Below are 22,012 nucleotides of genomic sequence, written 5' to 3'. Positions count from 1 at the left end.
ATGACCAACGAGCGACAGATCCTTATCGGCAGCCCCGCCGCGACCGCGGACCTCGGCACCTTCCTCACCCGCGCCCTGCGCCTCGATGACGCGGCCGTGGTGCGCATCACCAATCGGGGGGCCAAGTACTTCACCATCTGGTCCCGCACCGGGTTCGATGTGCTAGCCGCCCGCACTATTCCCGGCCGCGCCACCCCCGCGGACCTCGTGGCCGCCGCCGAGCACCTGCTGCACAACCTCCGCGGCGCGCACGGCCTCACCGTCGACCCCGGCTACAGCCTCGACTCCGCATGGCAGGGAGCCGTCCCGCCCCACCAGGGATTCGCGCACATCGACGACATCCCCGCCAGCCGCATCATCGCCCTCGCCGAGCAAGGCCAAGCAGTGGCTCGCGAGCAGGGCAGCAACCAAGGCCCGCCCGTGTCCCTGCTCGACCAGGAAGTCATCACCGTCACCGACGGCGCCGACAACTCCGCGGCAATCACCATGCGCAGCGTCTTCGCGCTCGCTGGAATGGGCTTCATGCCCCGCGAGCCAGGCGAGGACGAGCGCGTCCGGGTGCGCCATCATCCTGCCTGGACCCGCATCGACGCCCGGTACGGCAGCATCTACGCCCGCCGCGCCACGATGCCGCTCTTCACGCGGTAGGGCGGGGCCGCTAGAGAGCGGGCGGCTGGACGGCCCACCCCCGAGACTGTGCGAAAAACGACAGCTCCGGTGAAGAATGCTGTCGTTTTTCGCACACTCGCGGCGCGGCGGAGCCCGCACACTCGCGGCGGAGTCAGCACACTCGCGGCGGAAGGACCCCGCCCGCTAGACCACCCACACCGTCGTGTCCGGTGGCAGGGATCCGTCCTCGAGAGGGCCGCTCGCTGCCATGATCCGGCCTTCCGGCACAGCGACCGGCTCCGTGCCCATGTTCATCACGCACTGCACTTTGCCGCGCTGGAATCGCAGCACAGGTCCAGAGCCATCCAGCCATTCGACGTCGGTGCCCGCATCGCGCAGCAGTTCGTGGCGCATCCGGATCGCGTGCCGGCATCGGGTGAGGAACGAGCCGGGGTCCGCGCTCTGCGCCTGGACCGATAGCCCGGTCCAGTCCGCGGGCATCGGCAACCAAGTGTCGGGGGAGCCGCTGAATCCGTAGGGTGGCTCGGTGCCCCACCAGGGCAGGGGTATGCGGGCGCCGTCGCGTCCCCGGTCGGTGTGGCCGGATCGTTCCCACACGGGATCCTGCAGGACGTCGTCGGGGAGGTCGTCGACGTTGGGCAGACCGAGCTCGGCGCCGTTGTACAGGAACACCACGCCAGGCAGGGCAAGCTCCAGCAGCAGGGCGGCGGCCGCGCGCAGGGTGCCGCGCTCGGGGTCGCCGGGGCTGTAGCGGGTGACCTCGCGCGCCACATCGTGGTTGGAGAGCGTCCAGGTCGGCGGGGCCGGGGTTCCCTGCACGGCGGTGAGGGACTTGTCGATCGCTGTGCGGAACTCGGTGGGCCGGTAGTTGGTCTCGAGCAGCAAGAAGTTGAACCCGAGGTGCAGTTCCCCTTCGGAAACGTAGCGCGCGAACCGGCGTGGATCGCGTACCCAGATCTCGCCGATCAGTACCCGGTCCTCGTACTCGTCGATCACGTCGCGCAGCCGGCGGTGGAGGTCGTGCACGTCGTCGTGGTCGAAGCGCGCATCACCATCGCCGTTGTAGAGCGGTGTCATGGTCGTCGGATCGCCGTCGGGCAGCCCCTCGGGCTTGGCCATGCCGTGGGCCACATCGATGCGGAAGCCGTCGACACCACGATCGAGCCAGAACCGCATGGTCTCGGCGAGGTCGGTGAAGACTTCGGGGTTGGTCCAGTCGAGGTCGGGCTGCTCCGGCGCGAACAGGTGCAGGTACCACTCGCCGAGGCTGCCGTCGGGCTCGGTGATCCGTGTCCATGCTGGTCCGCCGAAGATGCTGGCCCAGTTGTTCGGTGGTTCGGCGCCGCCCTCGCCCTTGCCGGGCCGGAAGAGGTAGCGCGCGCGTGCCGGGCTGCCCGGGCCTGATCGCAGTGCTTCCTCGAACCAGGGATGCTGGTTGCTCGTGTGGTTCGGCACGAGATCCATCAATACTCGCAGGCCGTGGTCGTGGGCTTCCTCGAGCACGGCGTCCATGCCCGCGAGGTCGCCGAAAAGCGGGTCGATGTCGCGGGGGTCGGAGACGTCGTAGCCGTGGTCGATCATGGGGGAGCGCATGACGGGGCATAGCCACACCGCGTCGATTCCCAGGGCCTTGAGGTAGCCGAGCCTGGATCGCACGCCGCCGAGGTCGCCGATGCCGTCGTCATCGCTGTCGGCGAATGATCGCGGATAGATCTGGTAGATCACCGCGTCCTGCCACCACGAGCGCGCGTTGGCCGTCATGATTCCATGGTGCCAGCCCTGCCGCGCGGGGGTAGTGATTCGGCCGAGGCCGCCGGATGCCGGGCACCAGCGCCGAGCCCTCCCGCGACAGGGAGGCAGCCCGGATCAGCGCGGGTGGCTGCTAGAAGGCGCTGTTGACCATCGAGTGGGCGGCCATCTCCATGTACTGGGTGAGCTCGCGCCTGTGCTCCTCATCGAGGGTGCCGGAGTCGATGGAGGCGATCGCGATGTGCATGCAGCGCAGCCAGGCGTCGCGCTGCACGGGGCCGATCACGAAGGGCATGTGCCGCATGCGCAGCCGGGGATGCCCGCGCTCATCGGAGTAGTCGCGCGGCCCGCCCCAGTATTGCTCCAGGAACATCCGGAACCTGCGCTCGGCGGGGCCGAGATCCTCCTCGGGGTACATGGGGCGCAGGATCTCGTCGCGGGCGACCTCCTCGTAGAAGCGCCCGACGAGCTTGCGGAATGTCTCCGCGCCGCCGACTTCGTCGTAGAAGGTCCGGAAAGGGGTCTCGTTCGTGGCCATTGCCCTCCATCATGCCTTGCCGGGGCGTGCTCGCGCGATCACTGCCGCGCGTTCTCCGCATGGATGGTGATGTCGGCTGCCTCGAGCGCGGTCAGTACCTTGCTGTTGATGTAGCGCTGCACCGCCCATTGGCTGCCGGCCCGCACGCGCGCGGTCAGGCGCAGCGTCACGGTGTAGGCGGTGGTCTGGTCCACGCCCAGCATGGTGGGCGCCTCGAGCAGGTGTTCGCGGATGGCGTCGTCGAGGACCGCGGCGGCCGCGGTCTCCTCGATGATGCGGGCTGCTTCGGTGACGTTGACCGGTCGGGCGAGCGCGATGTCGATGACTGCCACGGCGTAGCCCTGGCTGAAGTTGCCGACTCGCAGCACCTCGCCGTTGCGCACGTACCACAGGGTGCCGTCGATGCCGCGGACGGTGGTCACGCGCAGCCCGACGGTCTCGACGGTGCCGATGGCATCGCCGAGATCCACGACATCACCTACCCCGTACTGGTCCTCGAGCAGCATGAAGATGCCGGACAGGAAATCGCGGACGAGGCTCTGGGCGCCCCAGCCGATGGCGATGCCGACGATGCCGGCGGAGGCGATGAACGGGGCGACGTTGAGACCGATGATGCTGAGCACCGTCAGCACGACCCAGGTGAGCAGGATCAGCGACACCGTCGACTTGAAAACCGAGGCCAGGGTCTTGCGTCGCTGGTCGCGCCGCTCCTCGCGCCGCGAGGCGTCGGTATTGCGCCGACCATTGCCAGGAGGGGCCTTCCGCTTGCGGTTCGCGGCGCGGTCGATGAAGCGGTGCGCCGCCCACCGCAGCAGCAGGGCCACCACGATGTAGACGAGGACCTCGAGTGGCTTGTGGATCAGCCATTCGCGGTTCGTATCGGTCCATTCGAAAGCTTCCGTGACGTTCGCGAGCACGGCGCCCATCGTACGGATCAGGCGGCCCGCATCCCACCTGCGATGCCGCGGGGGAGCGCGCGGGGCGAAGTTCACCGGGTATTACCTGGCTGCTTGCGTTATTCGCCGTGCGCGAAACGGAATTTTTCGGTTCACTGGTAAGCAGCGCTCATGGGAGGCCGGATGTCCAGACGTCACGCGAGGGAAGCCCACCACCGACAACGCATGCCTGGCGGTGACCATGCCGACGAGTCACCGCGGGCACGCTCGATCGCGTCGTCATCGCCGCGCCGGAACTGGATCGATCGGCGCGTGCTGCTCCTCAATGCCAGCTTCGAGCCGTTGACCACCGTGCCGGCCCGCCGCGCCATAATCCTGGTCCTCCGCGGCCGCGCGGAGATACTGCATCCTGATGCGTCGGGAGTCCTCATCCACGCTGCTGGCGGGACCATCCCTGTTCCGTCGGTGATACGCCTCACCACCTATGTGCGGGTGCCCTACATCGCCCGGGTGCCGCTGACCCGGGCGACGCTCATGCAGCGCGACCGGAACCGGTGCGGGTACTGCGGCGGCCGCGCTGACACGATCGATCACGTCATTCCCCGCAGCCGCGGCGGAACCCATACGTGGGAGAACTGCGTGGCGTGCTGCACGCGATGCAACCACCGCAAGGCCGACAAGCTGCTCAGCGAGATCGGCTGGACGCTGGCCGCGCCGCTGCGCGCTCCCGCTGGACGCCATTGGCACCTGGTATCGAAGATCCGCTCGCATGACCCGGTGTGGTCGGACTATGTGCCCGCGCTGGCGTCGGCCTGAGGGGCGCGAGGCTTGACCGCGGTGGCCCGATCGGAGTTGCTGGGGTATTTTTGCCGGCCCGGCGCGCGCGACCGGTAGCGCTTCGATTACCTTTTATGTGTGAGCATCATGGAGACAGTCCTCGTGTTCGTGGTCATTCCGGCGGCGGTAATTGCCGTCCTCGGGCTTGCCGCGATGTTGAAGAAGCCCGAGCTCCGTCCCGAGCCGTACCGGCTGGGTGACCCGTGGCCCTATGGCCCGGTGTGGTGGAGCGCCGTCGATGAGCATGGACACAGCCACGGTGGCCATGGCGACACGTCCGATGCGCAGCCGATTGGAGGATCCGCAAGTGCAACATGGTGAGATCGTCGTCCCTTCCGCGCCACCCCTCGAGGACCTGCCCATGGGGTCGGTGCAGACCGCGAGCGGCCGGGTATCAGCCGTCCGTTTCCTCGATGAGCCCGTGGACAAGCTCGGTTTCGACTCCGAGCACCGCATCCGCCTCGATGAGGCGTTGATCCGCGCTACCCGCGATACAGGCATCAAGTTCACGATCTATCTCGGTGAGCTCGGGCCTGACTCGAACGACAAGGCTTTCGAGCTCCTCGATAGCCTCGACGACGCCGCGCATTCCGCGCTGATCGCCGTCGCGCCGGGCGAGCGTCGCATCGAGATCGTCTCCGGCCCCGCGGTGGCACATCGCGTGACCGACCGGATCTGCCAGCTCGGCATCACTGCCGCGCTTCCGCTGCTGCGCGAGGGTGACCTCCTCGACGGACTCGTGGCCGCGGTCAAGGTCATGGCTGCCGCGACGAGCCCGGTGCGTTCCTGACCTATCCGTGATGCTCGTTCCAGCCTGATGCTGGACACCCACGTGGGCCGCCCCCCGGTATACCGGGGGGCGGCCTGTTTTCATCGGGTATTACTGCCTGGCCCGGCGACTACTTCCCGGAGGAGGCGTCGAACGCGCGTGCTCGCAGGGACCGCTCGATCCCGGCCCGGCCCTCGATGACGAGGCGGCGCAGCGCCGCGGAATGGTCCCCGGCGAGGAACTCGTCGGCGCGCCGCAAGCCTGCCTCGCTGATGTCCCAGGCCGGATAGAGGCCGATCACGATGGTCTGGGCGACCTCGCTGGTGCGGTCCCGCCAGATGCCGGGGATCGCGGCGAAGTATCGATCCGCGTAGCCCTCGAGCAGTGCTGCCTGGCCGGGCTGGGAGAATCCGCCGATCATCGAGCGTGTCAGCGTGTGGGAGAGGGAGCTGTCATTGATGACGCTCTCCCACACGTGTGCCTTGGCATCCGCGCGCGGGCGCATCGCGGCGGCCTGCGCGGCCTGCCGCGCGCCGGTGGAGGTGTTATCGCGCGCTGCCTCCTCGTCGATGCGCGGCGTGCCGTCGGTGTCCGCGTCGATCCGGCCCGCTGCGGCGAGCGCCTGGATGAGGCGCCAGCGCAGATCGGTGTCGACAGTGAGGCCAGGGAACCCGGCGGCGTCGGGGCTCTCGGAGAGCGCGGTCCCGAGCACGTCGGCATGACGGTCCTCGAGGCGGGCAGCGCACAACGCGTTGACGAACGCGAGCTGATGGTCCGAGCCTGCCTCGGCGGTGCGGGCCTGCTCGAGCAGCGTGTCGGCGAACCCAGGCCAGCCGGTCTCGTCCGCCCAGGCTGGCTCAGCGTAGGAGCCGATGGCGGTGGCTGCCTGCAGCAGGAGCCGTTGAACCACGCCGACCTCGCTCTCGGTGCCGATGCCACGCTGCACGAGCGCGGCGAAGTCGCGGGAGCGCATCTGCGCGTTGCGCGTCATCTCCCACGCGGCCGACCACACCAGGGTGCGGGGGAGCGATTCGCTGATGTCGCCGATGCGCTCCACCGCGGTGCGCAGCGAATCATCATCGAGGCGCAGCGAGCAGTAGGTGAGGTCATCGTCGTTGACGAGGATGAGCGCGCCGCGCGGCGTGCCGACGAGATCAGGAAGCTCGGTGCGCTCGCCGTCGACGTCGAGCTCGATGCGGCGCTGCCGCACGAGGCGCCCGGACTCGTCATCGCCGTACACGCCGACCGCGATGCGGTGGGTGCGTCGCTCGCCCGCGCCTGGCTCCGCGCCGCCCTGCACCACGGCGAACGAGGCGTAGTTGCCGTCCTCGTCGACGGTGAACTCGGGCGCGAGGGTGTTCAGGCCGGTGGTGCGCAGCCACTGGTCGCCCCAGTCCGAGAGGTCGCGGCCCGAGGATGCCTCGAGGGCGCGCAGGAGGTCATCGAAGGTGGCGTTGCCGTAGGCGTGCTCGCGGAAGTAGGCGCGCAGCCCGGCGAGGAAGTCCTCGAGGCCCACGTAGGCGACGAGCTGCTTGAGCACGCTCGCGCCCTTGGCGTAGGTGATGCCGTCGAAGTTGACCTCCACTGCCTCGAGATCGGGGATGTCCGCGGCGATGGGGTGGGTGGAGGGAAGCTGGTCCTGCCGGTACGCCCATGCCTTCTCGACGTTGGCGAACGACGTCCACGCGTTGGTGTACTCGGTGGCCTCGGCCTGGCACAGCACCGAGGCGAAAGTGGCGAACGATTCGTTGAGCCACAGGTCGTCCCACCAGAGCATGGTCACGAGGTCGCCGAACCACATGTGCGCCATCTCGTGCAGCACGGTCTCGGCGCGCCGCTCGTAGAGGTAGCGGGTGACGCGGCTGCGGAAGACGTAGTCCTCGAGGTAGGTGACCGCGCCCGCGTTCTCCATCGCGCCGGCGTTGAACTCGGGGACGAAGAGCTGGTCGTACTTGCCGAAGGCGTAGGGGATCTCGAAGTTGCGGTGATAGAAGCCGAAGCCCTGCTTGGTCTCGGTGAACAGCCGGTCGGCGTCCATGTGCTCGGCCAGCGATGCGCGGCAGAAGATGCCCAGCGGGATCTCGCCATGCTCATCGCGATAGGTGTCGGTCCACTTCGCGTAGGGGCCCGCCACGAGCGCCGCGAGGTAGGTGCTCATCCGCGGCGTGGTGGCGAAAGTCCGCACCAGCCCATCGCGGCTGGTCTCGGCGCCGTTGGTGATGACCTCCCAGTGCTCGGGGGCGGTCACGGAGAAGTCGAACACGGCCTTGAGGTCGGGCTGGTCGAAGCAGGCGAACATGCGCTTGGCATCGGCGGTCTCGAACTGCGAGTACAGGTAGACCTCGCCGTCGGCGGGATCGACGAAGCGGTGCAGGCCCTCGCCGGTATGCGAGTACTCGAGCTCCGCGTCGATCACTAGCTCATTGGATGCGGCGAGCGCGTCGAGGGCGAGGCCCTCCTCGTGGGAGTAGCCGGAGGTGTCGACCGTGGCGCCATTGAGCGTGGCCTCGTGGATCCTCGTGGCGATCAGGTCGATGAACGTCGAGGTACCTGGCGTGGCGGCGAAGCGAGCAACGGTGCGGGAGCGGAACGTCTCCGTGCCCGGCTGGCCGTGGCCATCGGTGACGTCGATGTGCACGGTGTAGCTTTCGATCGAGAGGATGCCAGCGCGTTCCCGCGCCTGGTCCCGGGTCAGGTTTGGAGCTGCCACGAGGAGTGCCTTTCTGCCGTGGTGTTCGGATGATCATCAGGCATGGCCGGCACGGGGCATGCCGATCCAGCACCCCCCATCATGCGCCGTGGGGAGCCCCTCGTCACCGTGGACACCGGGCGTTGCCGTGATTTCCGCTCACAGGAAAATCCCGCTGAGCGGTATGCGGTGAATCCACTCACAAATTCTCGGGGGCCATCCCGCGGATGCGTCCGACGTGCGAGGATAAGTCCATGCAGCGATGCGATCGCCACCGCGAGGGGTGCCTGCAACTTCATGTGCAGTCAACATCGGCGATGCGTCGGGTGATGGTCTGGCGCTAGCCGCCCAGCCCACTTGGCGGGCCCGCAGCTGTATTTGTGGGGGCGCGGGAAGACCCGGCCTGGTCACGACAATCAAGCGTGACCGGGCCGGATTTTCTTTTGGCCCGGCCTGGTCTCGCCGGACGGGCAGCGCGGCCGGTGCGCCGGGCCGCCACGGTGTGTACGTTGGTTCGTCGAGACGGTCGTGCCGACCTTGCCGCGAGAACCGAGGAGACCCACCCCGATGCCGCTAGCACGGCCCCCGCGCGGGATCCGCCGCGTGATCTCCGCGATCGGCCTGCTCCTCGTCCTCGGTCTGGCGCTGGTCGCGATGCCTGGCGCGAGCGCTCCCCGCACGAGCGAGCACTACGTGGCGCTCGGTGATTCCCGCGCGGCCGGCCCGTCGACCCTGCAGTTCCTCAACGACAGCTGCGGGCGCACCGCCGAGTCCTATCCGCGATTGCTCTCGGAGTGGCTGCGGCCGGAGTTCTTCACCTTCGCCGCGTGCAGTGGCGCGACCGTCGAGGACATCCTCGACATGCCGCAGGAGACCCGCAGTGGCCCGAAGCCGCTGCAGCTCGACGCCGTCACCCCTGAGACAACGCTCATCACGATCAGCATCGGCGGCAACGATGTGCGGTGGTATGACATCGCTCGGCGGTGCTTCACCAAGGACGAGGGCGGGGACCGTGAGTGCCGCAACGATCCCGAGACCCGCATCGCCGCGATGGAGTCGCTGCGACCGCTGCGGCCCCGGCTCGATCGGCTGCTCGGCACGCTCCAGGAGCGCGCGCCGAAGGCATTGATCTTCCTTGCGAGCCACGGCGGCACGGTGGGCAACCGGGGCTGCTGGCCGTCGGTTCCCGCCAGCGATGCCGATGCCCGGTTCATCGCCGACTACCAGGATCGGATGAACGCCATCATCAAGGCCGCGGCTGATCATGCCGGCATCACCTACGTCGACCTGGCCTCGCGCAGTGTGGGCCATGATGCCTGCCAGCCCAAGCCGCTCAAGTGGTACGAGGGCAATGTCACGACCTCGACGTCGCTGAGCATGCACCCCAACAACACCGGCAACGCGGGCTTCTCCAGGATCTTCCAGGGGTACATCAAGGAAGAGTTCCGCAAGCGCGTGCGTTGACCCAGCTAGCGCCCGCGTGCCGGGCGCCCCCGATCGAGAGGATTGCTGATGCCAGATACCCGCGACCGCGTTGACTTCTGGTTCGACCCTGCTTGCCCGTGGTGCTGGATCACCTCCCGGTGGATCCTCGAGGTCCAGGACGTGCGCGATATCGACGTCCGGTTCCACGTGATGAGCCTGTATGTGCTCAACGAGGGCAAGGACATCCCGGAGGGTTATCGCGACATGCTCGACAGCACCCTCGGGCCGGTGCGGGTGCTCATCGCCGCCGAGCAGCAGCACGGCCCCGAGGTGCTCGGCCCGCTCTACACGGCGATGGGGGAGCGCATCCACAACAAGGGCATGAGCGACCGCATGGAGGTAGTGCGCGAGGCGCTCGCCGAGACCGGGCTGCCCGCGAGCCTCGCCGAGGCTGCCACGAGCGACGCGCATGACGAGGTCCTGCGGGCGAGCCATCATGCAGGCATGGACAAGGTTGGTGATGACGTGGGCACGCCCACGATCCACATCAATGGGACCGCGTTCTTCGGGCCCGTGCTCTCCCGCATCCCGCGCGGGGAAACGGCGGGCAAGATCTGGGACGGTGCCGTCGCGCTCGCGTCCTACCCGCACTTCTTCGAGCTCAAGCGCACGCGCGCCGAGGATCCGGTGTTCGACTAGTCCGCTGGTTCCTGCTCGGGCGGCCGGGTCGCCTCGAGCAGCCCCCGGAGTGCATCAACGAGGCGGTCCCTGGTGTAGCGGGGCGGATCCTCGAGCATGAGTCGGCCGAAGTGCTCCGTGGTGACGAGCACGAGGTGCGCGAGCACTTCGACGTCGAGCCAGGGGCCGCCGCGCTGCTCGAGGCCGAGGCGCAGGGCGTCGGCGATGTAGCCGCGGATGAGGTCCCGGGTCGCCTCGATCCGGTCCCGGACCATCGCTGGCGTGTTGGTGGTGATGCCGAGCACCGGCTTCCAGATCTCTGGTTGCTGCCGCACGAGGTCGATGAGGCCGGAGACGCCATCGAGGATCCAGTCGTCGACGTCACCTGTCCCGGCATCGGTGGGGATGAGTCGCAACGCGGACGCCAGCGCGCGGCGCTGGGTGCGGTCGAGGAGGGCGTGCAGGAGTGGCTCGAGGCCGTCATAGGCGCTGTAGACCACCGGGCGGGTAACTCCTGACTCCTGCGCGATCGCTTCGATGGAGACATTGTCGTACCCGTCGCGGACGACGACGCGCAGCGCGGCATCGAGCAGTTGCTCGCGGCGTTGCTCGATGGGCATGCGTGGGGCGTAGCGGCGGCGCTTGCGTGGGGCCGGATCCGTGCCTGAAGTCACTCCTTGACGTTACTGCAGTAGTGTAAACTTCGCTGAACCTACAATGCTGTAGTAATTCAAGGAGGACCACGCCCATGCTCGGGATCAAGACCAGATCCGCGCTCCGCCAGGAGTTCGCCCCGCACGCTGACTACGGCTTCTTCGGGCCTGGCTCGGTTGCCTGGAAGGTGTGGAGCCACCCCACCTCGTACATCCTCGGCTTCGCGCGCGCGGTGACCATCGAGCACCTCGACCCCAACCTCGCTGCGGCAGTCGTCCAGGCGGGAGGAGTGAGGTACCGCCCCCACACCCGCTACGGACGCACCATGCGCTACTTCGCCATGGTCGCCTTCGGCGCCACCGAGCCCACCGCCAAGGCAGCGGACGTGCTCGTCAAGGTCCACTCGAAAGCGATCGGCAACGATCCAGTGACCGGTTCGGCCTACGACGCCAACAAGCCGAGCTCCCAGCTATGGATCCACGTGACAGCGTGGCACTCGATCCTCTATTGCTACGAGAAGTTCGGCCCCGGCCGCCTCTCGCCCAGCGAGGAGGCACAGTTCTGGGAGGAGTGCGCCCGGGCCGCCGAGCTGCAAACCATCGACCCCGCGACCGTGCCACGCTCCCGAGAGGACGTCATCGCGTACTTCGAGGACTGGCGCCCGCACCTCGCCGCCTCCGAAGCGGCGCAGGACATGGTGCACTTCATCCTCGGCCTCGACGTGGCGCTGCCGCCCGACATGCCAGCGTGGCAGAAGAAGGCGATGAGCCCCCTGCTGTACGTGCTGCGCCACGGCATCATCTCCACCTACCCGCAGTACATGCGCCAGATGTGCGGGCTGCGGCAGGGCCCGCTGCTCGACCTGCTGATCGTGCCGCCGAACAAGGTCTTCCACGCTGCCATGCATCGGTCGATCAACCTCTCGATGCTGCTGATGAAGATGATCGCCCCGGCCGCGCTCGAGATCGCCATGCCCGTGCTGCTCGACATCCCGGCCGAGAACCCGATCACCATGACCCCGCGCGAGGCACAGGCCAAGTATGGCTATGAGCTGCCGGTGGACGCGCACCCGGAGCTGCGCGCCAAGCAGCATGATCGCGTGTTCGGCAAGGGAGAGAAGCCCAGCGACGAGGGCATCATCGAGTCCGAGCAGCACATCGGCGCCATCGCGTGAGGCTCACGGGGTAGCGGCGGGCCCTTCCGGAGCGATGCCAGTGCCTCCCCGGAGGCGTCCCTGCCCCTAGCCCCGGCCCCGAGCCGCAAACGCGATAGAAGCTGCCGCGCAACCAGGTCGGCTTCTATCGCGTTTGGCGGTTTCCGGTGCTTTTGCCACGCGAGCATTCCGCCGAGCACCCTCGATCCAGCGACCTTTCCGTGCCGATGCGTCGGTTCCGCGCCGGGGCTGGCAGAATCGGGGCCATGCGCGTTTACCTAGGTGCCGACCATGCCGGCTTCGAGCTGAAGAATCTCATCAAGGACCATCTCACCTCCCTCGGGCACGATGTCACCGACTGCGGTGCCTTCGAGTACGACGCCCTCGACGACTATCCCGCGTTCTGCATCGATGCGGCCCGCAAGGTCGTCGCTGACCCCGGCAGCCTCGGAATCGTCCTTGGTGGCTCCGGCAACGGCGAGCAGATCGCCGCCAACAAGGTGCCCGGTGCGCGCTGCGCGCTCGCCTGGAGCGTCGAGACGGCCAAGCTTGCCCGCCAGCACAACAACGCGCAGCTCATCGGCCTCGGTGGCCGCATGCACAGCACCGAGGAGGCCTTCGCGATCGTCGAGGCGTTCCTGGCCACCGAGTGGTCCGACGAGGCCCGCCACCAGCGGCGCATCGACATCCTCGCCGAGTACGAGAACTCCGGCGAGGCCCCGGTCGTTCCAGGCGCGTGATGCCCCGCGGCGCGCTGGGCGCGGCCCGTGCCTGAGGGGCATACCCTGCACCGGCTCGCCGGCGAGCACACCCGCTTGCTGGCCGGTGCGCGCGTGCGGGCCAGCAGCCCCCAGGGGCGCTTCGCCGAGGGCGCCCGGAGAATCGACGGGCAGTCGTTCGAGGCCGCCGAGGCGTGGGGCAAGCACCTGCTGCACCGCTACGCGGACGGGACGCTCGTCCACATCCATCTCGGGCTGTATGGCACCTTCACCACGCTTCCAGCAAGCGATGCGCCACCGGTCGGGCAGGTCCGCATGCGGCTGGCCACGCGATCGCGCATCATCGATCTCCGCGGCCCGACGCGCTGCGAGCTGATCGGACCGCCCGAGCTCGCGGCACTGCTCGACCGTCTCGGTCCCGACCCCCTGCGCCACGACGCCCAGCCTGATCTCGCCTGGGAGCGCATCGCACGCTCGCGCGTGCCCATCGGGGCCTTGCTGATGGACCAGGCAGTGCTCGCCGGAGTCGGCAACGTCTACCGGGCAGAGGTGTTGTTCCGGCAGCGCATCGCGCCCCACCGGCCTGGACGCGATCTTGAACGTCATCACTGGGACGCCCTCTGGAACGACCTCGCCGCACTCATGCCGGTGGGAGTCCGGGAAGGACGCATGATCACCGTGGATGCCGAGCACGACCACGGCGCCCCGCCCTACCAGCCCGGACGCCCCCGTACCTACGTGTACCGGCGCGCGGGAGAACCCTGCCGCGTCTGCGCAGCCACCATCAAGCAGGAGGAGCTGCGCGGCCGGAAGCTCTACTGGTGCCCGCGATGCCAGCGCTAGCACGGGGAACAAACCCGCGGGACGCATATGTTGGGGAGAGCATGACCGAGACGATGAAGCACGACGCCGACGCCCGCCGCTACTCCCTCATCATCGACGGGAACGAGGCAGGCTACGCCGAATACGTCGAGACCGGCGCGATCCGCGAGTTCAACCACACGGTCACCGACCCTGGCCACCGGGGGAAGGGCATCGCCGGCAAGGTAGTGCAGCACGCGCTCGACGATAGCCGCGCCACTGGCTTCTCGATCATCCCGGCCTGCCCGTTCGTCGAGGGCTTCATCGCGAAGAACCCCGAGTACAAGGATCTGCTGGCCTGATCATGCACCTGCCGCCCGCGCCCGACCGGTTGCCCCGACCAGGCGAGCGTGCCGGCGCGCTCGACGGTCGCTACCTCGGGCCCATCCCGGACCTCTCCACCACTGAATGGGATCGCGGCCAGCCGTGGCGCCGCCGCGCCCAGCGCAAGGCGTGGATCTATGCGGGCTTCTTCGCCGAGGAGGCCGCGGCCGGATTCGCGATCGTCGACGCCGGCCATACCGCGACCGGCTTCTGCTACGTGCACGACCGCCGTACCGGGCAGCTCACCGAGGACAAGATCCTCATCCCCGCTGGGTTCCCGCGCTCGTTCGCGCCGGACTGGCGCGTCGAATGGACGCTCGGGCGCGGGCGGAGCACATGGCGCATCCACCATGACCGTGGCGCGTGGCACCTGCATCACCACGGGCGCAACCTGGAACTGTCAGCCACCATCGAAGGGACTACCGAGCCGCTCGCGATCTCTGCAATCAGCTCGGCGCCCGGAAGGCCCTTCCATCACACTTGCAAGTTCGCCGGGCTCGCCGCATCGGGGAGCGCGCGCACCAGAGACGCCGTCGTTGATCTCGCCGGACGCGCCTCGCTCGACCTCACCCTCGGCTACCCGCCCCGCGAGACGCTGTGGAACTGGGCAAGCCTCGACGGCACCACGGAATCGGGCCAGCCCATCGCGATCAACCTGGTGGCCCACTTCCTCGATGGGCTCGAGAACGCGGTCTGGTGGCAAGGCGGGATCGTGCCACTGCCCCAGGCTGTCTTCGAGCTCGATCGATCGGCACCGCTCGAGCCCTGGCGCCTGCGCACCGCCGGCGGAGCGGTTGATCTTGTCTTCCACCCCGAGGGCCAGCGCAGGGAGCATCTCGAGGCGGGTGTGATCGCCAGCAAGTTCGTCCAGCCCTTCGGCTGGTTCGAGGGAACATTCCGCTCGCCGGATGGAGTGGTGCACCAGGTCCGTGGCAGGGGAGTGGTGGAGGACCACCGGGCCCGCTGGTGAGGCTCGGCTGGCTCGGCTCGGGTCGGCTGGCTCGGCTCGGCTGGCTCGGCTCGGCTCGGCTCGTCCGGCGATAGTGCGAAAAACGACAGGATTCCGGCGCTGAGCTGTCGCTTTTCGAACACTGGCGGACCGGACGCGTGGCGGACCGGTCGCGCGGCGGACCAGTCGCGCGACGCACAGCTGGAACGAGAAAGCCCCCGGCCGCGTTTCCGCTGGCCGGGGGCCTCTCCGTGTGGAGCGGGTGACGGGAATCGAACCCGCACCATCAGCTTGGAAGGCTGAGGTTCTACCATTGAACTACACCCGCGCGCCGGCACCTGAGGTGCATGCGACATGTGACTGTACCTAACCTGCTTTGGAAACGCCAAGCCAAGCACGTAATATTGCCCCGGCTGCAACTCGGGGCTTTTTCCATGTAGTCTCTCGGGTTGGAGCAAACGGGGTGTAGCGCAGCTTGGTAGCGCATCCGCTTTGGGAGCGGAGGGTCGCAGGTTCAAATCCTGTCACCCCGACGTTGTGGCCTCCGGTCGTGGATCGTGAGCTTGGCGCCAAGCTAGGCCGGCGGGCCGCGCGACCGGGGCCGGTGATCCGGGATTCGCATTGCCACCCCCTTGTACGATTCACAAAAAACCAGGTAGGAGCATCTCCGTGAAAAGCACCGTCGAGCAGCTGAGCGCGACGCGAGTACGTATCAGTGTCGAGGTGCCCTTCGAGGAGCTGAAGCCGGACTTCGACCGCGCCTACAAGGCGCTCGCCCAGCAGGTCCGGGTGCCCGGCTTCCGCCCTGGAAAGGTGCCGCCCCGCATCATCGATGCGCGCGTTGGCCGTAGTGCCGTGCTCGAGCAGGTCATCAATGACACCGTTCCGGGCAAGTACTCGGAGGCAGTCGCCGAGGGCGATGTCAAGGCCATCGGCCAGCCCGAGATCGAGGTCACCAAGATCGAGGACGATCACTTCGGCTTCACCGCCGAGGTGGATGTGCGCCCCGAGATCACCCTGCCCGAGTATGCCTCGCTCGAGGTGTCGGTCGAGGCCGAGGAAGCCACGGACGAGGACGTCGAGGAGCAGCTCGAGGAGCTGCGCAAGCGCTTCGGCACGGTAGTCCCGGTCGAGCGTGGCGCGGAGAAGGGCGATCTCGTCACCCTTGATCTCTCCGCCACCGTTGACGGCAAGCCTGTCGAGGACGCGACCGCCGATGACTTGTCCCACGAGGTGGGCTCGGGCGAGCTGATCGAGGGTCTCGATGAGGCCATCACCGGTGTCGCGGCCGGTGGCACGGCGGAGTTCCCCACGAAGCTGCTTGCCGGTGACTTCGCTGGCGAGGACGCTGTCGTTGCCGTGAAGGTGACGTCGGTGAAGACCCGCGAGCTGCCCGAGGTCGATGATGACTTCGCCTCGCTGTCCAGCGCTTTCGACACCGTCGAGGAGCTGCGCGCCGATCTCCGGGAGAAGGCGGAGCAGTCCAAGCGCATCGCGCTGACCAACTCGATCCGGGACAAGGTTCTCGAGAAGCTGCTCGAGGTCGTGGAGTTCGAGGCGCCGCAGAAGGTCGTCGATGAGCAGGTGCATGAGCAGCTGCACAGCGCGCTCCACTCGCTGGGAGGCGAGGAAGACACCCTTAACCGTCTGCTCGAGGCGCAGGGCAAGTCGCGCGAGGAGTTCGACGCTGAGTCCCGCGAGGCCGCGGATCGCGCGGTCCGTGCTCAGCTGCTGCTCGATGCGATCGCTGATGCCGATGACATCACGGTGGGCCAGCAGGAGCTGTTCGAGCGGATCTTCTCCGAGGCGCAGCGCTACGGCATGGAGCCGCAGCAGTTCATCCAGGAGATCCAGAAGCAGCCGAATGGCCTCGCGACGATCTTTGCTGACGCGCGCCGCACCAAGGCTCTCGTCGAGGTGATCCGCGCCGTGGTCGTCAAGGACCAGAATGGCTCGGAGCTTGATGTCACGGAGTACTTCGGCGCTCCGGCGGACGACGAGGACGACGCGCTTCCGACCGAGGACTCCGACGACGAGGCTGGCGATGCCAGCGAGGTCGAGGAGACCGCGGCCGACACCAAGTAGGCCGTATTTCTTGACGCTTACAGCGAACTAGGGCGGTGCCGGGATACCGGCGCCGCCCTAGTTCGTTACTGTCAGTGTCAGACCCAATGCACATCGGCGCCCACGAGCTCGACTTGGAGGCGGGAACCCCCGCATCAAGCCCCGGCGCCGGGGAAACAACGTCCAGGTATCCGGAAGGCAGGCACCCGTGACCGTGCACACTCCCGCGCGCACCCCATCGATGCGTTCAGGCACATACGGAATGAACCTCAGCGACTCGGTGTTCGAGCGGCTGTTGCAGGAGCGCATCATCTTCCTGGGCACGCAGGTCGACGATGACATCGCCAACAAGCTGTGCGCTCAGATCCTCCTGCTCTCCGCGGAGGACCCCACCCGGGATATCTCGCTTTACATCAACTCGCCCGGTGGCTCGGTCACCGCAGGCATGGCGATCTTCGACACCATGCAGTTCGCCGAGTGCGATGTCGCTACCTACGCCATGGGGCTCGCGGCATCGATGGGGCAGTTCCTGCTCTCGGCGGGCGCGAAGGGCAAGCGGTACGCGCTCCCGCACGCGCGCATCATGATGCACCAGCCTTCCGCGGGCATCGGTGGTACCGCGGCGGATATCGCTATCCAGGCCGAGCAGTACGCCTATACCAAGCGCGAGATGGCGGAGCTGATCGCGCTCCACACCGGGCAGACCGTCGAGCAGATCACCGAGGACTCTGATCGTGATCGCTGGTTCACTGCCGCGCAGGCGCAGGACTACGGTTTTGTCGACCACGTAATCTCCCGTGCCGGCCAGTCCGGCGGCATTGGCCGCTGATCCTTCCGCCGGCCACTCCGCTGAGCCATCGGCGGCCTCGGCCGCCGGGGCCGCACCGAACCCATCTGTTGTCCTCGCCTGATAGAAACGTGGAGAAGACATGACCGTCAACCGCAATCCGCTTCCACAGCACATGGGCCCGCAGGCCCGCTACATCCTGCCCTCGTTCATCGAGCATTCCAGCTACGGCGTCAAGGAATCGAACCCGTACAACAAGCTCTTCGAGGAACGCATCATCTTCCTCGGCGTGCAGGTCGACGACGCGTCCGCGAATGACGTGATGGCGCAGCTGCTCGTCCTTGAGTCGCAGGATCCTGACCGCGACATCACCATGTACATCAACTCTCCGGGTGGCTCGTTCACCTCGCTGATGGCGATCTACGACACCATGCAGTATGTGCGTGCCGACATCACCACCGTGTGCCTCGGCCAGGCCGCGTCCGCGGCAGCGATCCTGCTTGCCGCTGGATCGCCCGGCAAGCGGCTCGCGCTGCCCAACGCCCGAATCCTCGTCCACCAGCCGGCCACTGGTGGCATGCAGGGCCAGGTGTCGGACCTCGAGATCCAGGCCCGGGAGATCGAGCGGATGCGCAAGCAGATGGAAACCACGCTCGCGCGCCACACCGGCAAGTCCGCGGAGCAGATCCGCAAGGACAGCGATCGTGACCTCATCCTCACCGCCGAGGAAGCCAAGGCTTATGGCCTCATCGACAATGTTCTCGAGTACCGCAAGCTTTCACTGTCCAACCAGTGACAAAACCGACATGCTGACGGGTCGTCCCGGTTGTATGCTGGGACGACACGCCGCATGGCGGCAGATACCGCACGAATCGGTATCGAACGGTGACGCTAGAGCCTCCACGGGTTGGCGAAGCGTCACCGGGGCGCTGACGATAGGTAGCTGGCAGGCACTAGAACGTCGTGGATCGTCCGCGACAGGTACTGTCAGAGCATGCTGCACATGACCACGATGTTGTAATTGCCGGGAACTCCTGGCAGGCGTGGCGAGTATCAGGAAGTTGGGAGCACGGGTATGGCGCGCATCGGTGACGGCGGCGACTTGTTGAAGTGCTCTTTCTGCGGAAAGAGCCAGAAGCAGGTCAAGAAGCTCATCGCGGGCCCGGGCGTGTACATCTGCGACGAGTGCATCGACCTGTGCAATGAGATCATCGAGGAAGAGCTCGCTGAGTCCAGCGACGTGAAGCTCGACCAGTTGCCCAAGCCTGCCGAGATCCACGACTTCCTCGACCAGTACGTCATCGGTCAGGGCAACGCCAAGCGCACCCTCGCCGTGGCCGTGTACAACCACTACAAGCGAGTGCAGGCTGGCGAGAAGGCCCGCGACTCGCGCCACGAGCATGTCGATCTGCAGAAGTCGAACATCCTCATGCTCGGGCCGACGGGCTGCGGCAAGACCTACCTTGCGCAGACTCTCGCGAAGATGCTCAACGTTCCCTTCGCGATCGCTGACGCCACGGCGCTCACCGAGGCGGGGTACGTCGGCGAGGATGTCGAGAACATCCTGCTGAAGCTGATCCAGGCTGCGGACTACGACGTCAAGCGTGCCGAGACGGGCATCATCTACATCGACGAGGTCGATAAGATCGCCCGCAAGAGCGAGAACCCGTCGATCACTCGTGATGTATCGGGCGAAGGCGTGCAGCAGGCGCTGCTGAAGATCCTCGAGGGAACCCAGGCGAGCGTGCCGCCGCAAGGCGGGCGCAAGCACCCCCACCAGGAGTTCATCCAGATCGACACCAGTAATGTGCTGTTCATCGTTGCAGGGGCCTTCGCTGGCCTCGAGCGGATCGTCTCCGACCGGGCGGGCAAGCGCGGAATCGGCTTCGGCTCCGAGGTGCGGTCCAAGAACGAGATCGACACCGCCGATCGCTTCGCCGACGTCATGCCCGAGGACCTCATCAAGTTCGGCCTGATCCCTGAGTTCATCGGGCGCCTGCCCGTGGTCGCCTCGGTGACCAACCTGGACAAGGAATCGCTCGTCTCCATCCTGTCCGAGCCGAAGAACGCGCTTGTCAAGCAGTACACCCGGCTGTTCGAGATGGATAACGTCGAGCTCGAGTTCACCCCGGAGGCCCTTGAGGCGATCGCCGACCAGGCGATCCTGCGTGGCACTGGTGCCCGCGGACTGCGCGCCATCATGGAGGAAGTGCTCCTGCCCGTGATGTATGACATCCCGAGCCGCGATGATGTCGCCAAGGTCGTCGTTACCGGGGCCACTGTCCGGGAGAACGTCAACCCGACGATCGTTCCGCGTCGAGCCGAGGATCCCGAGCGGCGCGACAAGTCCGCCTGAGCATCACCGTGACCACGCCACAGCCGGTCCGAGGCACCATCGTCGTGCTCAATGGGCCCAACCTCAACCTGCTCGGCAAGCGGCAGCCCGACATCTACGGGCACACCACCCTCGCTGATGTCGAGGAGCTATGCCGCGAGCACGCGCGCAACCACGGCTTCGCGCTCGACGCCCGCCAGAGCAACCACGAGGGCACCCTCATCGACTGGATCCACGAGATCCGCGAGTCGTGCGCCGGGCTGATCCTCAACCCGGGCGGGCTCACGCACACCTCCGTCGCGCTGCGCGACGCCGTGGTCACCGTCGAGGCACCCGTCCTCGAGGTCCACATCAGCAATATCCACTCGCGCGAGGAATTCCGGCACCACTCCTACATCTCGGGCATCGCGACCGGAGTGATCGCCGGCCTCGGCACGCATGGCTACCTCGCCGCCATCGATCACCTGGCCCGAGTGCTCCCGAGGCCATGAACGTGCTCCATGCCTGAGATCGCCGGGGTCATCCTCGCCGGTGGCCAATCCCGCCGGATGGGGCGTGACAAGGCAACCCTCGCGTGGGGAGGCGCAACTCTGGCCGAGCACCTCGTCGCTCGTCTAGGGCCACGCTGCGCACCGATCATCGTTGTCGCCGCGCCCGGCCAGCTACTGTCGCTGCCCGGCGCTCGTACCGTCGAGGATCCCATCGCCCACCAGGGCCCCTTGCGCGGGCTCGCGACAGGACTTGCGGCGGCGCATCCCGCCGAGTGGGTCTTCGCCTGCGCGGTCGACATGCCCGGCATCTCGACCACCCTCATCGATCATCTCGCCCGGCACATCTCCGGGGCTCATGACATCGTCGCCGCCCACGATGGCGTCTCCGCGCAACCTCTCGCGGCCCTCTACCGGACCACGCTCGCGCCGATGATGGAAGCTGCGCTCGCTGACGGCCAGCGCTCGCCACGGCAGTTCCTCGCCGGCGCCCGCACCGTGGAAGTGCCCGTCCCGGGACTCGAGCCCCAGTTGCGCAACCTCAACACGCCCGAGGAGTATCACGCGGCCCGGAGCGAGGAAGCCCCGCGCGACTAGCCCCCTATGAACAGCTCTGGCGGCTACCAGACGCTGGCGCTGCGGCGCTCCACGATCACCGTGTCCCGCCAGTGGTCATGGTGGCGCGCTACCGCCTGCCGCACGCCGACGGTGCGGAAGCCCGCCTTGCGGTGCAGCACGAGGCTGGCCATGTTCTCCGGGAAGATCGACGATTGCAGCGTCCACAGTCCCGCAGCATCCGCATGGCGCACCAGGTGATCGAGCAGGAGCGCGCCCACGCCCTGCCCGGCTGCTTCACCGCTGATGTAGATGGACACCTCGAGCACCCCGGCGAAGAACGGCCGCACCGAGGTGGGGCTCAGCGCGGCCCAGCCCAGGATGGTGCCGTCGCGCTCGGCGACCCAGCGATGCTCGGGCAGCCAACGGCCGTCGAAAGCCTCGGCTCCGGCGGAACGGGTATCGAATGTCGCGTTGCCCGTGGCGATGCCGTCCTCGTAGATCGCGATGATCGACGGCCAGTCCTCGGTGGCCACCGCGCGGATCGCGAGCTCGCTGGATGCGCGCGGGGCAGCGCTGCCGATGCCGATCGGGGCGAGGCCGAGCAGCAGGTCGGTGAGCACGGAGCCGTGCGCGCGGGCATTGCCAGGGACGACGAGGCTGCCGTTGTGCTCGGCGAGGATCCCGGACTGGAGAAGGGCGTCGAGGTCAGTGCTCGTGCAGCCGTCGGGGAGTGGCTCGCTGCTGCGGATGCCGTCGGGGCTGCTCGCGACGTGGTGGACGAGCGTCACCCGCGCGGGCGAGGAGAGCGAGGCGAACAACGCTGCGATCCTGTCCGCGGCGGGCGGGGCAGTGCCGTTCCGCCCAGGGGAGAATGGAGTGCTCACCGGCTTACTCTACGGCGCTCGGAAG

Annotated in this window: 23 protein-coding genes and 2 tRNA genes; 18 read left to right on the top strand and 7 right to left on the bottom strand. The window is 67.5% G+C overall.

What is annotated here, in order from left to right:
• Entirely contained in the window at nt 1-648 is a 648-nt protein-coding gene (locus tag FXO18_RS12590) for a hypothetical protein (RefSeq protein ID WP_149361477.1), read from the top strand.
• 165 nt (nt 649-813) lie between these two features.
• Here the strand turns inward: FXO18_RS12590 and FXO18_RS12585 are convergent, their stop codons facing one another.
• From FXO18_RS12585 to FXO18_RS12575, 3 genes are all read right to left on the bottom strand, one after another.
• Nucleotides 814-2,391, bottom strand: a complete 1,578-nt coding sequence (locus FXO18_RS12585; protein ID WP_149361476.1) for a glycoside hydrolase family 13 protein — start codon at nt 2,389-2,391, stop codon at nt 814-816.
• A gap of 121 nt (nt 2,392-2,512) precedes the next feature.
• Entirely contained in the window at nt 2,513-2,917 is a 405-nt protein-coding gene (locus FXO18_RS12580; RefSeq protein WP_149361475.1) for a globin, read from the bottom strand.
• Nucleotides 2,918-2,955: 38 nt separating this feature from the next.
• Nucleotides 2,956-3,843: a mechanosensitive ion channel family protein gene (locus FXO18_RS12575; RefSeq protein WP_149361474.1), complete on the bottom strand. Its 888-nt coding sequence runs from the start codon at nt 3,841-3,843 to the stop codon at nt 2,956-2,958.
• Between the two features lie 195 nt (nt 3,844-4,038).
• Between FXO18_RS12575 and FXO18_RS12570 the strand changes: the two genes are divergently transcribed.
• The 3 genes from FXO18_RS12570 (at nt 4,039) to FXO18_RS12560 (ending at nt 5,440) form a co-directional block, all read left to right on the top strand.
• Complete coding sequence (locus tag FXO18_RS12570; RefSeq protein ID WP_235900648.1) at nt 4,039-4,629, top strand: HNH endonuclease; 591 nt, start codon at nt 4,039-4,041, stop codon at nt 4,627-4,629.
• Nucleotides 4,630-4,737: 108 nt separating this feature from the next.
• Nucleotides 4,738-4,971: an aa3-type cytochrome oxidase subunit CtaJ gene (gene ctaJ / locus FXO18_RS12565; protein ID WP_235900668.1), complete on the top strand. Its 234-nt coding sequence runs from the start codon at nt 4,738-4,740 to the stop codon at nt 4,969-4,971.
• Nucleotides 4,958-5,440, top strand: coding sequence for a DUF5130 family protein (locus FXO18_RS12560; protein WP_235900647.1), 483 nt, complete (start codon nt 4,958-4,960; stop codon nt 5,438-5,440). Before ctaJ ends, FXO18_RS12560 begins: the two co-directional genes overlap by 14 nt.
• 109 nt (nt 5,441-5,549) lie before the next feature.
• On the opposite strand, the gene pepN is transcribed toward FXO18_RS12560, so the two are convergent.
• Nucleotides 5,550-8,129: an aminopeptidase N gene (gene pepN, locus FXO18_RS12555; RefSeq protein WP_149361471.1), complete on the bottom strand. Its 2,580-nt coding sequence runs from the start codon at nt 8,127-8,129 to the stop codon at nt 5,550-5,552.
• A 546-nt stretch (nt 8,130-8,675) separates the two neighbouring features.
• Here pepN and FXO18_RS12550 point away from each other — a divergent pair.
• On the top strand, nt 8,676-9,572 hold the full coding sequence (locus tag FXO18_RS12550) for an SGNH/GDSL hydrolase family protein (RefSeq protein ID WP_149361470.1): 897 nt from the start codon (nt 8,676-8,678) through the stop codon (nt 9,570-9,572).
• A gap of 48 nt (nt 9,573-9,620) precedes the next feature.
• Nucleotides 9,621-10,232 carry a mycothiol-dependent nitroreductase Rv2466c family protein gene (locus tag FXO18_RS12545; protein WP_149361469.1) on the top strand — a complete coding sequence of 204 codons (612 nt, stop codon included), beginning with the start codon at nt 9,621-9,623 and terminating at the stop codon, nt 10,230-10,232.
• Here the strand turns inward: FXO18_RS12545 and FXO18_RS12540 are convergent.
• Nucleotides 10,229-10,885, bottom strand: a complete 657-nt coding sequence (locus FXO18_RS12540; RefSeq protein ID WP_223114741.1) for a TetR/AcrR family transcriptional regulator — start codon at nt 10,883-10,885, stop codon at nt 10,229-10,231. The two genes, FXO18_RS12545 and FXO18_RS12540, sit on opposite strands and share 4 nt — an antisense overlap.
• A gap of 74 nt (nt 10,886-10,959) precedes the next feature.
• On the opposite strand from FXO18_RS12540, the gene FXO18_RS12535 reads away from it, so the two are divergent.
• From FXO18_RS12535 to FXO18_RS12515, 5 genes are all read left to right on the top strand, one after another.
• Nucleotides 10,960-12,039 carry an oxygenase MpaB family protein gene (locus FXO18_RS12535; protein ID WP_149361468.1) on the top strand — a complete coding sequence of 360 codons (1,080 nt, stop codon included), beginning with the start codon at nt 10,960-10,962 and terminating at the stop codon, nt 12,037-12,039.
• A 245-nt stretch (nt 12,040-12,284) separates the two neighbouring features.
• Nucleotides 12,285-12,758, top strand: coding sequence for a ribose-5-phosphate isomerase (locus FXO18_RS12530; RefSeq protein WP_149361467.1), 474 nt, complete (start codon nt 12,285-12,287; stop codon nt 12,756-12,758).
• Nucleotides 12,759-12,785: 27 nt separating this feature from the next.
• The gene (locus FXO18_RS12525) at nt 12,786-13,580 is read left to right on the top strand and encodes an Fpg/Nei family DNA glycosylase (protein ID WP_149361466.1); all 795 of its coding nucleotides are present in this window, start codon (nt 12,786-12,788) and stop codon (nt 13,578-13,580) included.
• Nucleotides 13,581-13,621: 41 nt separating this feature from the next.
• Entirely contained in the window at nt 13,622-13,900 is a 279-nt protein-coding gene (locus FXO18_RS12520; RefSeq protein ID WP_149361465.1) for a GNAT family N-acetyltransferase, read from the top strand.
• A gap of 2 nt (nt 13,901-13,902) precedes the next feature.
• Complete coding sequence (locus FXO18_RS12515; RefSeq protein ID WP_149361464.1) at nt 13,903-14,892, top strand: DUF2804 domain-containing protein; 990 nt, start codon at nt 13,903-13,905, stop codon at nt 14,890-14,892.
• 233 nt (nt 14,893-15,125) lie between these two features.
• Here FXO18_RS12515 and FXO18_RS12510 read toward each other — a convergent pair.
• A tRNA-Gly gene (locus FXO18_RS12510) sits at nt 15,126-15,199 on the bottom strand.
• A 131-nt stretch (nt 15,200-15,330) separates the two neighbouring features.
• Here FXO18_RS12510 and FXO18_RS12505 point away from each other — a divergent pair.
• From FXO18_RS12505 to mobA, 7 genes are all read left to right on the top strand, one after another.
• A tRNA-Pro gene (locus FXO18_RS12505) sits at nt 15,331-15,404 on the top strand.
• 136 nt (nt 15,405-15,540) lie between these two features.
• Complete coding sequence (gene tig / locus FXO18_RS12500) at nt 15,541-16,956, top strand: trigger factor (RefSeq protein ID WP_149361463.1); 1,416 nt, start codon at nt 15,541-15,543, stop codon at nt 16,954-16,956.
• Nucleotides 16,957-17,176: 220 nt separating this feature from the next.
• Nucleotides 17,177-17,764 (top strand): ATP-dependent Clp protease proteolytic subunit, encoded by a 588-nt coding sequence (locus FXO18_RS12495; protein ID WP_149361734.1) that lies wholly within the window; start codon nt 17,177-17,179, stop codon nt 17,762-17,764.
• Nucleotides 17,765-17,864: 100 nt separating this feature from the next.
• Nucleotides 17,865-18,518, top strand: a complete 654-nt coding sequence (locus FXO18_RS12490) for an ATP-dependent Clp protease proteolytic subunit (protein WP_149361462.1) — start codon at nt 17,865-17,867, stop codon at nt 18,516-18,518.
• Between the two features lie 279 nt (nt 18,519-18,797).
• Nucleotides 18,798-20,078: an ATP-dependent Clp protease ATP-binding subunit ClpX gene (clpX, locus tag FXO18_RS12485; RefSeq protein ID WP_149361461.1), complete on the top strand. Its 1,281-nt coding sequence runs from the start codon at nt 18,798-18,800 to the stop codon at nt 20,076-20,078.
• A 2-nt stretch (nt 20,079-20,080) separates the two neighbouring features.
• The gene (aroQ, locus tag FXO18_RS12480) at nt 20,081-20,548 is read left to right on the top strand and encodes a type II 3-dehydroquinate dehydratase (RefSeq protein WP_407936480.1); all 468 of its coding nucleotides are present in this window, start codon (nt 20,081-20,083) and stop codon (nt 20,546-20,548) included.
• A gap of 9 nt (nt 20,549-20,557) precedes the next feature.
• Entirely contained in the window at nt 20,558-21,142 is a 585-nt protein-coding gene (gene mobA, locus FXO18_RS12475) for a molybdenum cofactor guanylyltransferase (protein WP_149361459.1), read from the top strand.
• Nucleotides 21,143-21,165: 23 nt separating this feature from the next.
• Here mobA and FXO18_RS12470 read toward each other — a convergent pair whose 3' ends face one another.
• Complete coding sequence (locus FXO18_RS12470; protein ID WP_149361458.1) at nt 21,166-21,987, bottom strand: GNAT family N-acetyltransferase; 822 nt, start codon at nt 21,985-21,987, stop codon at nt 21,166-21,168.
• Between the last annotated feature and the right edge of the window lie 25 nt (nt 21,988-22,012).

This window comes from Lolliginicoccus suaedae (genome assembly GCF_008312885.1).
Classification (GTDB): Bacteria; Actinomycetota; Actinomycetes; order Mycobacteriales; family Mycobacteriaceae; genus Lolliginicoccus; species Lolliginicoccus suaedae.
Note: the sequence above shows the minus strand (reverse complement) of the source record. Positions and strands in the feature narration are given on the sequence as shown.

Coding starts and splice junctions, on each gene's coding strand:
- FXO18_RS12550 (WP_149361470.1), top strand. CDS start 8,676: ATGCCGCTAGCACGGCCCCCGCGCGGGATCCGCCGCGTGATCTCCGCG.
- ctaJ (WP_235900668.1), top strand. CDS start 4,738: ATGGAGACAGTCCTCGTGTTCGTGGTCATTCCGGCGGCGGTAATTGCC.
- clpX (WP_149361461.1), top strand. CDS start 18,798: ATGGCGCGCATCGGTGACGGCGGCGACTTGTTGAAGTGCTCTTTCTGC.
- mobA (WP_149361459.1), top strand. CDS start 20,558: ATGCCTGAGATCGCCGGGGTCATCCTCGCCGGTGGCCAATCCCGCCGG.
- FXO18_RS12590 (WP_149361477.1), top strand. CDS start 1: ATGACCAACGAGCGACAGATCCTTATCGGCAGCCCCGCCGCGACCGCG.
- FXO18_RS12570 (WP_235900648.1), top strand. CDS start 4,039: ATGCCTGGCGGTGACCATGCCGACGAGTCACCGCGGGCACGCTCGATC.
- FXO18_RS12580 (WP_149361475.1), bottom strand. CDS start 2,917: ATGGCCACGAACGAGACCCCTTTCCGGACCTTCTACGACGAAGTCGGC.
- FXO18_RS12490 (WP_149361462.1), top strand. CDS start 17,865: ATGACCGTCAACCGCAATCCGCTTCCACAGCACATGGGCCCGCAGGCC.
- FXO18_RS12495 (WP_149361734.1), top strand. CDS start 17,177: ATGCGTTCAGGCACATACGGAATGAACCTCAGCGACTCGGTGTTCGAG.
- FXO18_RS12530 (WP_149361467.1), top strand. CDS start 12,285: ATGCGCGTTTACCTAGGTGCCGACCATGCCGGCTTCGAGCTGAAGAAT.
- FXO18_RS12520 (WP_149361465.1), top strand. CDS start 13,622: ATGACCGAGACGATGAAGCACGACGCCGACGCCCGCCGCTACTCCCTC.
- FXO18_RS12535 (WP_149361468.1), top strand. CDS start 10,960: ATGCTCGGGATCAAGACCAGATCCGCGCTCCGCCAGGAGTTCGCCCCG.
- FXO18_RS12545 (WP_149361469.1), top strand. CDS start 9,621: ATGCCAGATACCCGCGACCGCGTTGACTTCTGGTTCGACCCTGCTTGC.
- FXO18_RS12575 (WP_149361474.1), bottom strand. CDS start 3,843: ATGGGCGCCGTGCTCGCGAACGTCACGGAAGCTTTCGAATGGACCGAT.
- FXO18_RS12585 (WP_149361476.1), bottom strand. CDS start 2,391: ATGACGGCCAACGCGCGCTCGTGGTGGCAGGACGCGGTGATCTACCAG.
- FXO18_RS12515 (WP_149361464.1), top strand. CDS start 13,903: ATGCACCTGCCGCCCGCGCCCGACCGGTTGCCCCGACCAGGCGAGCGT.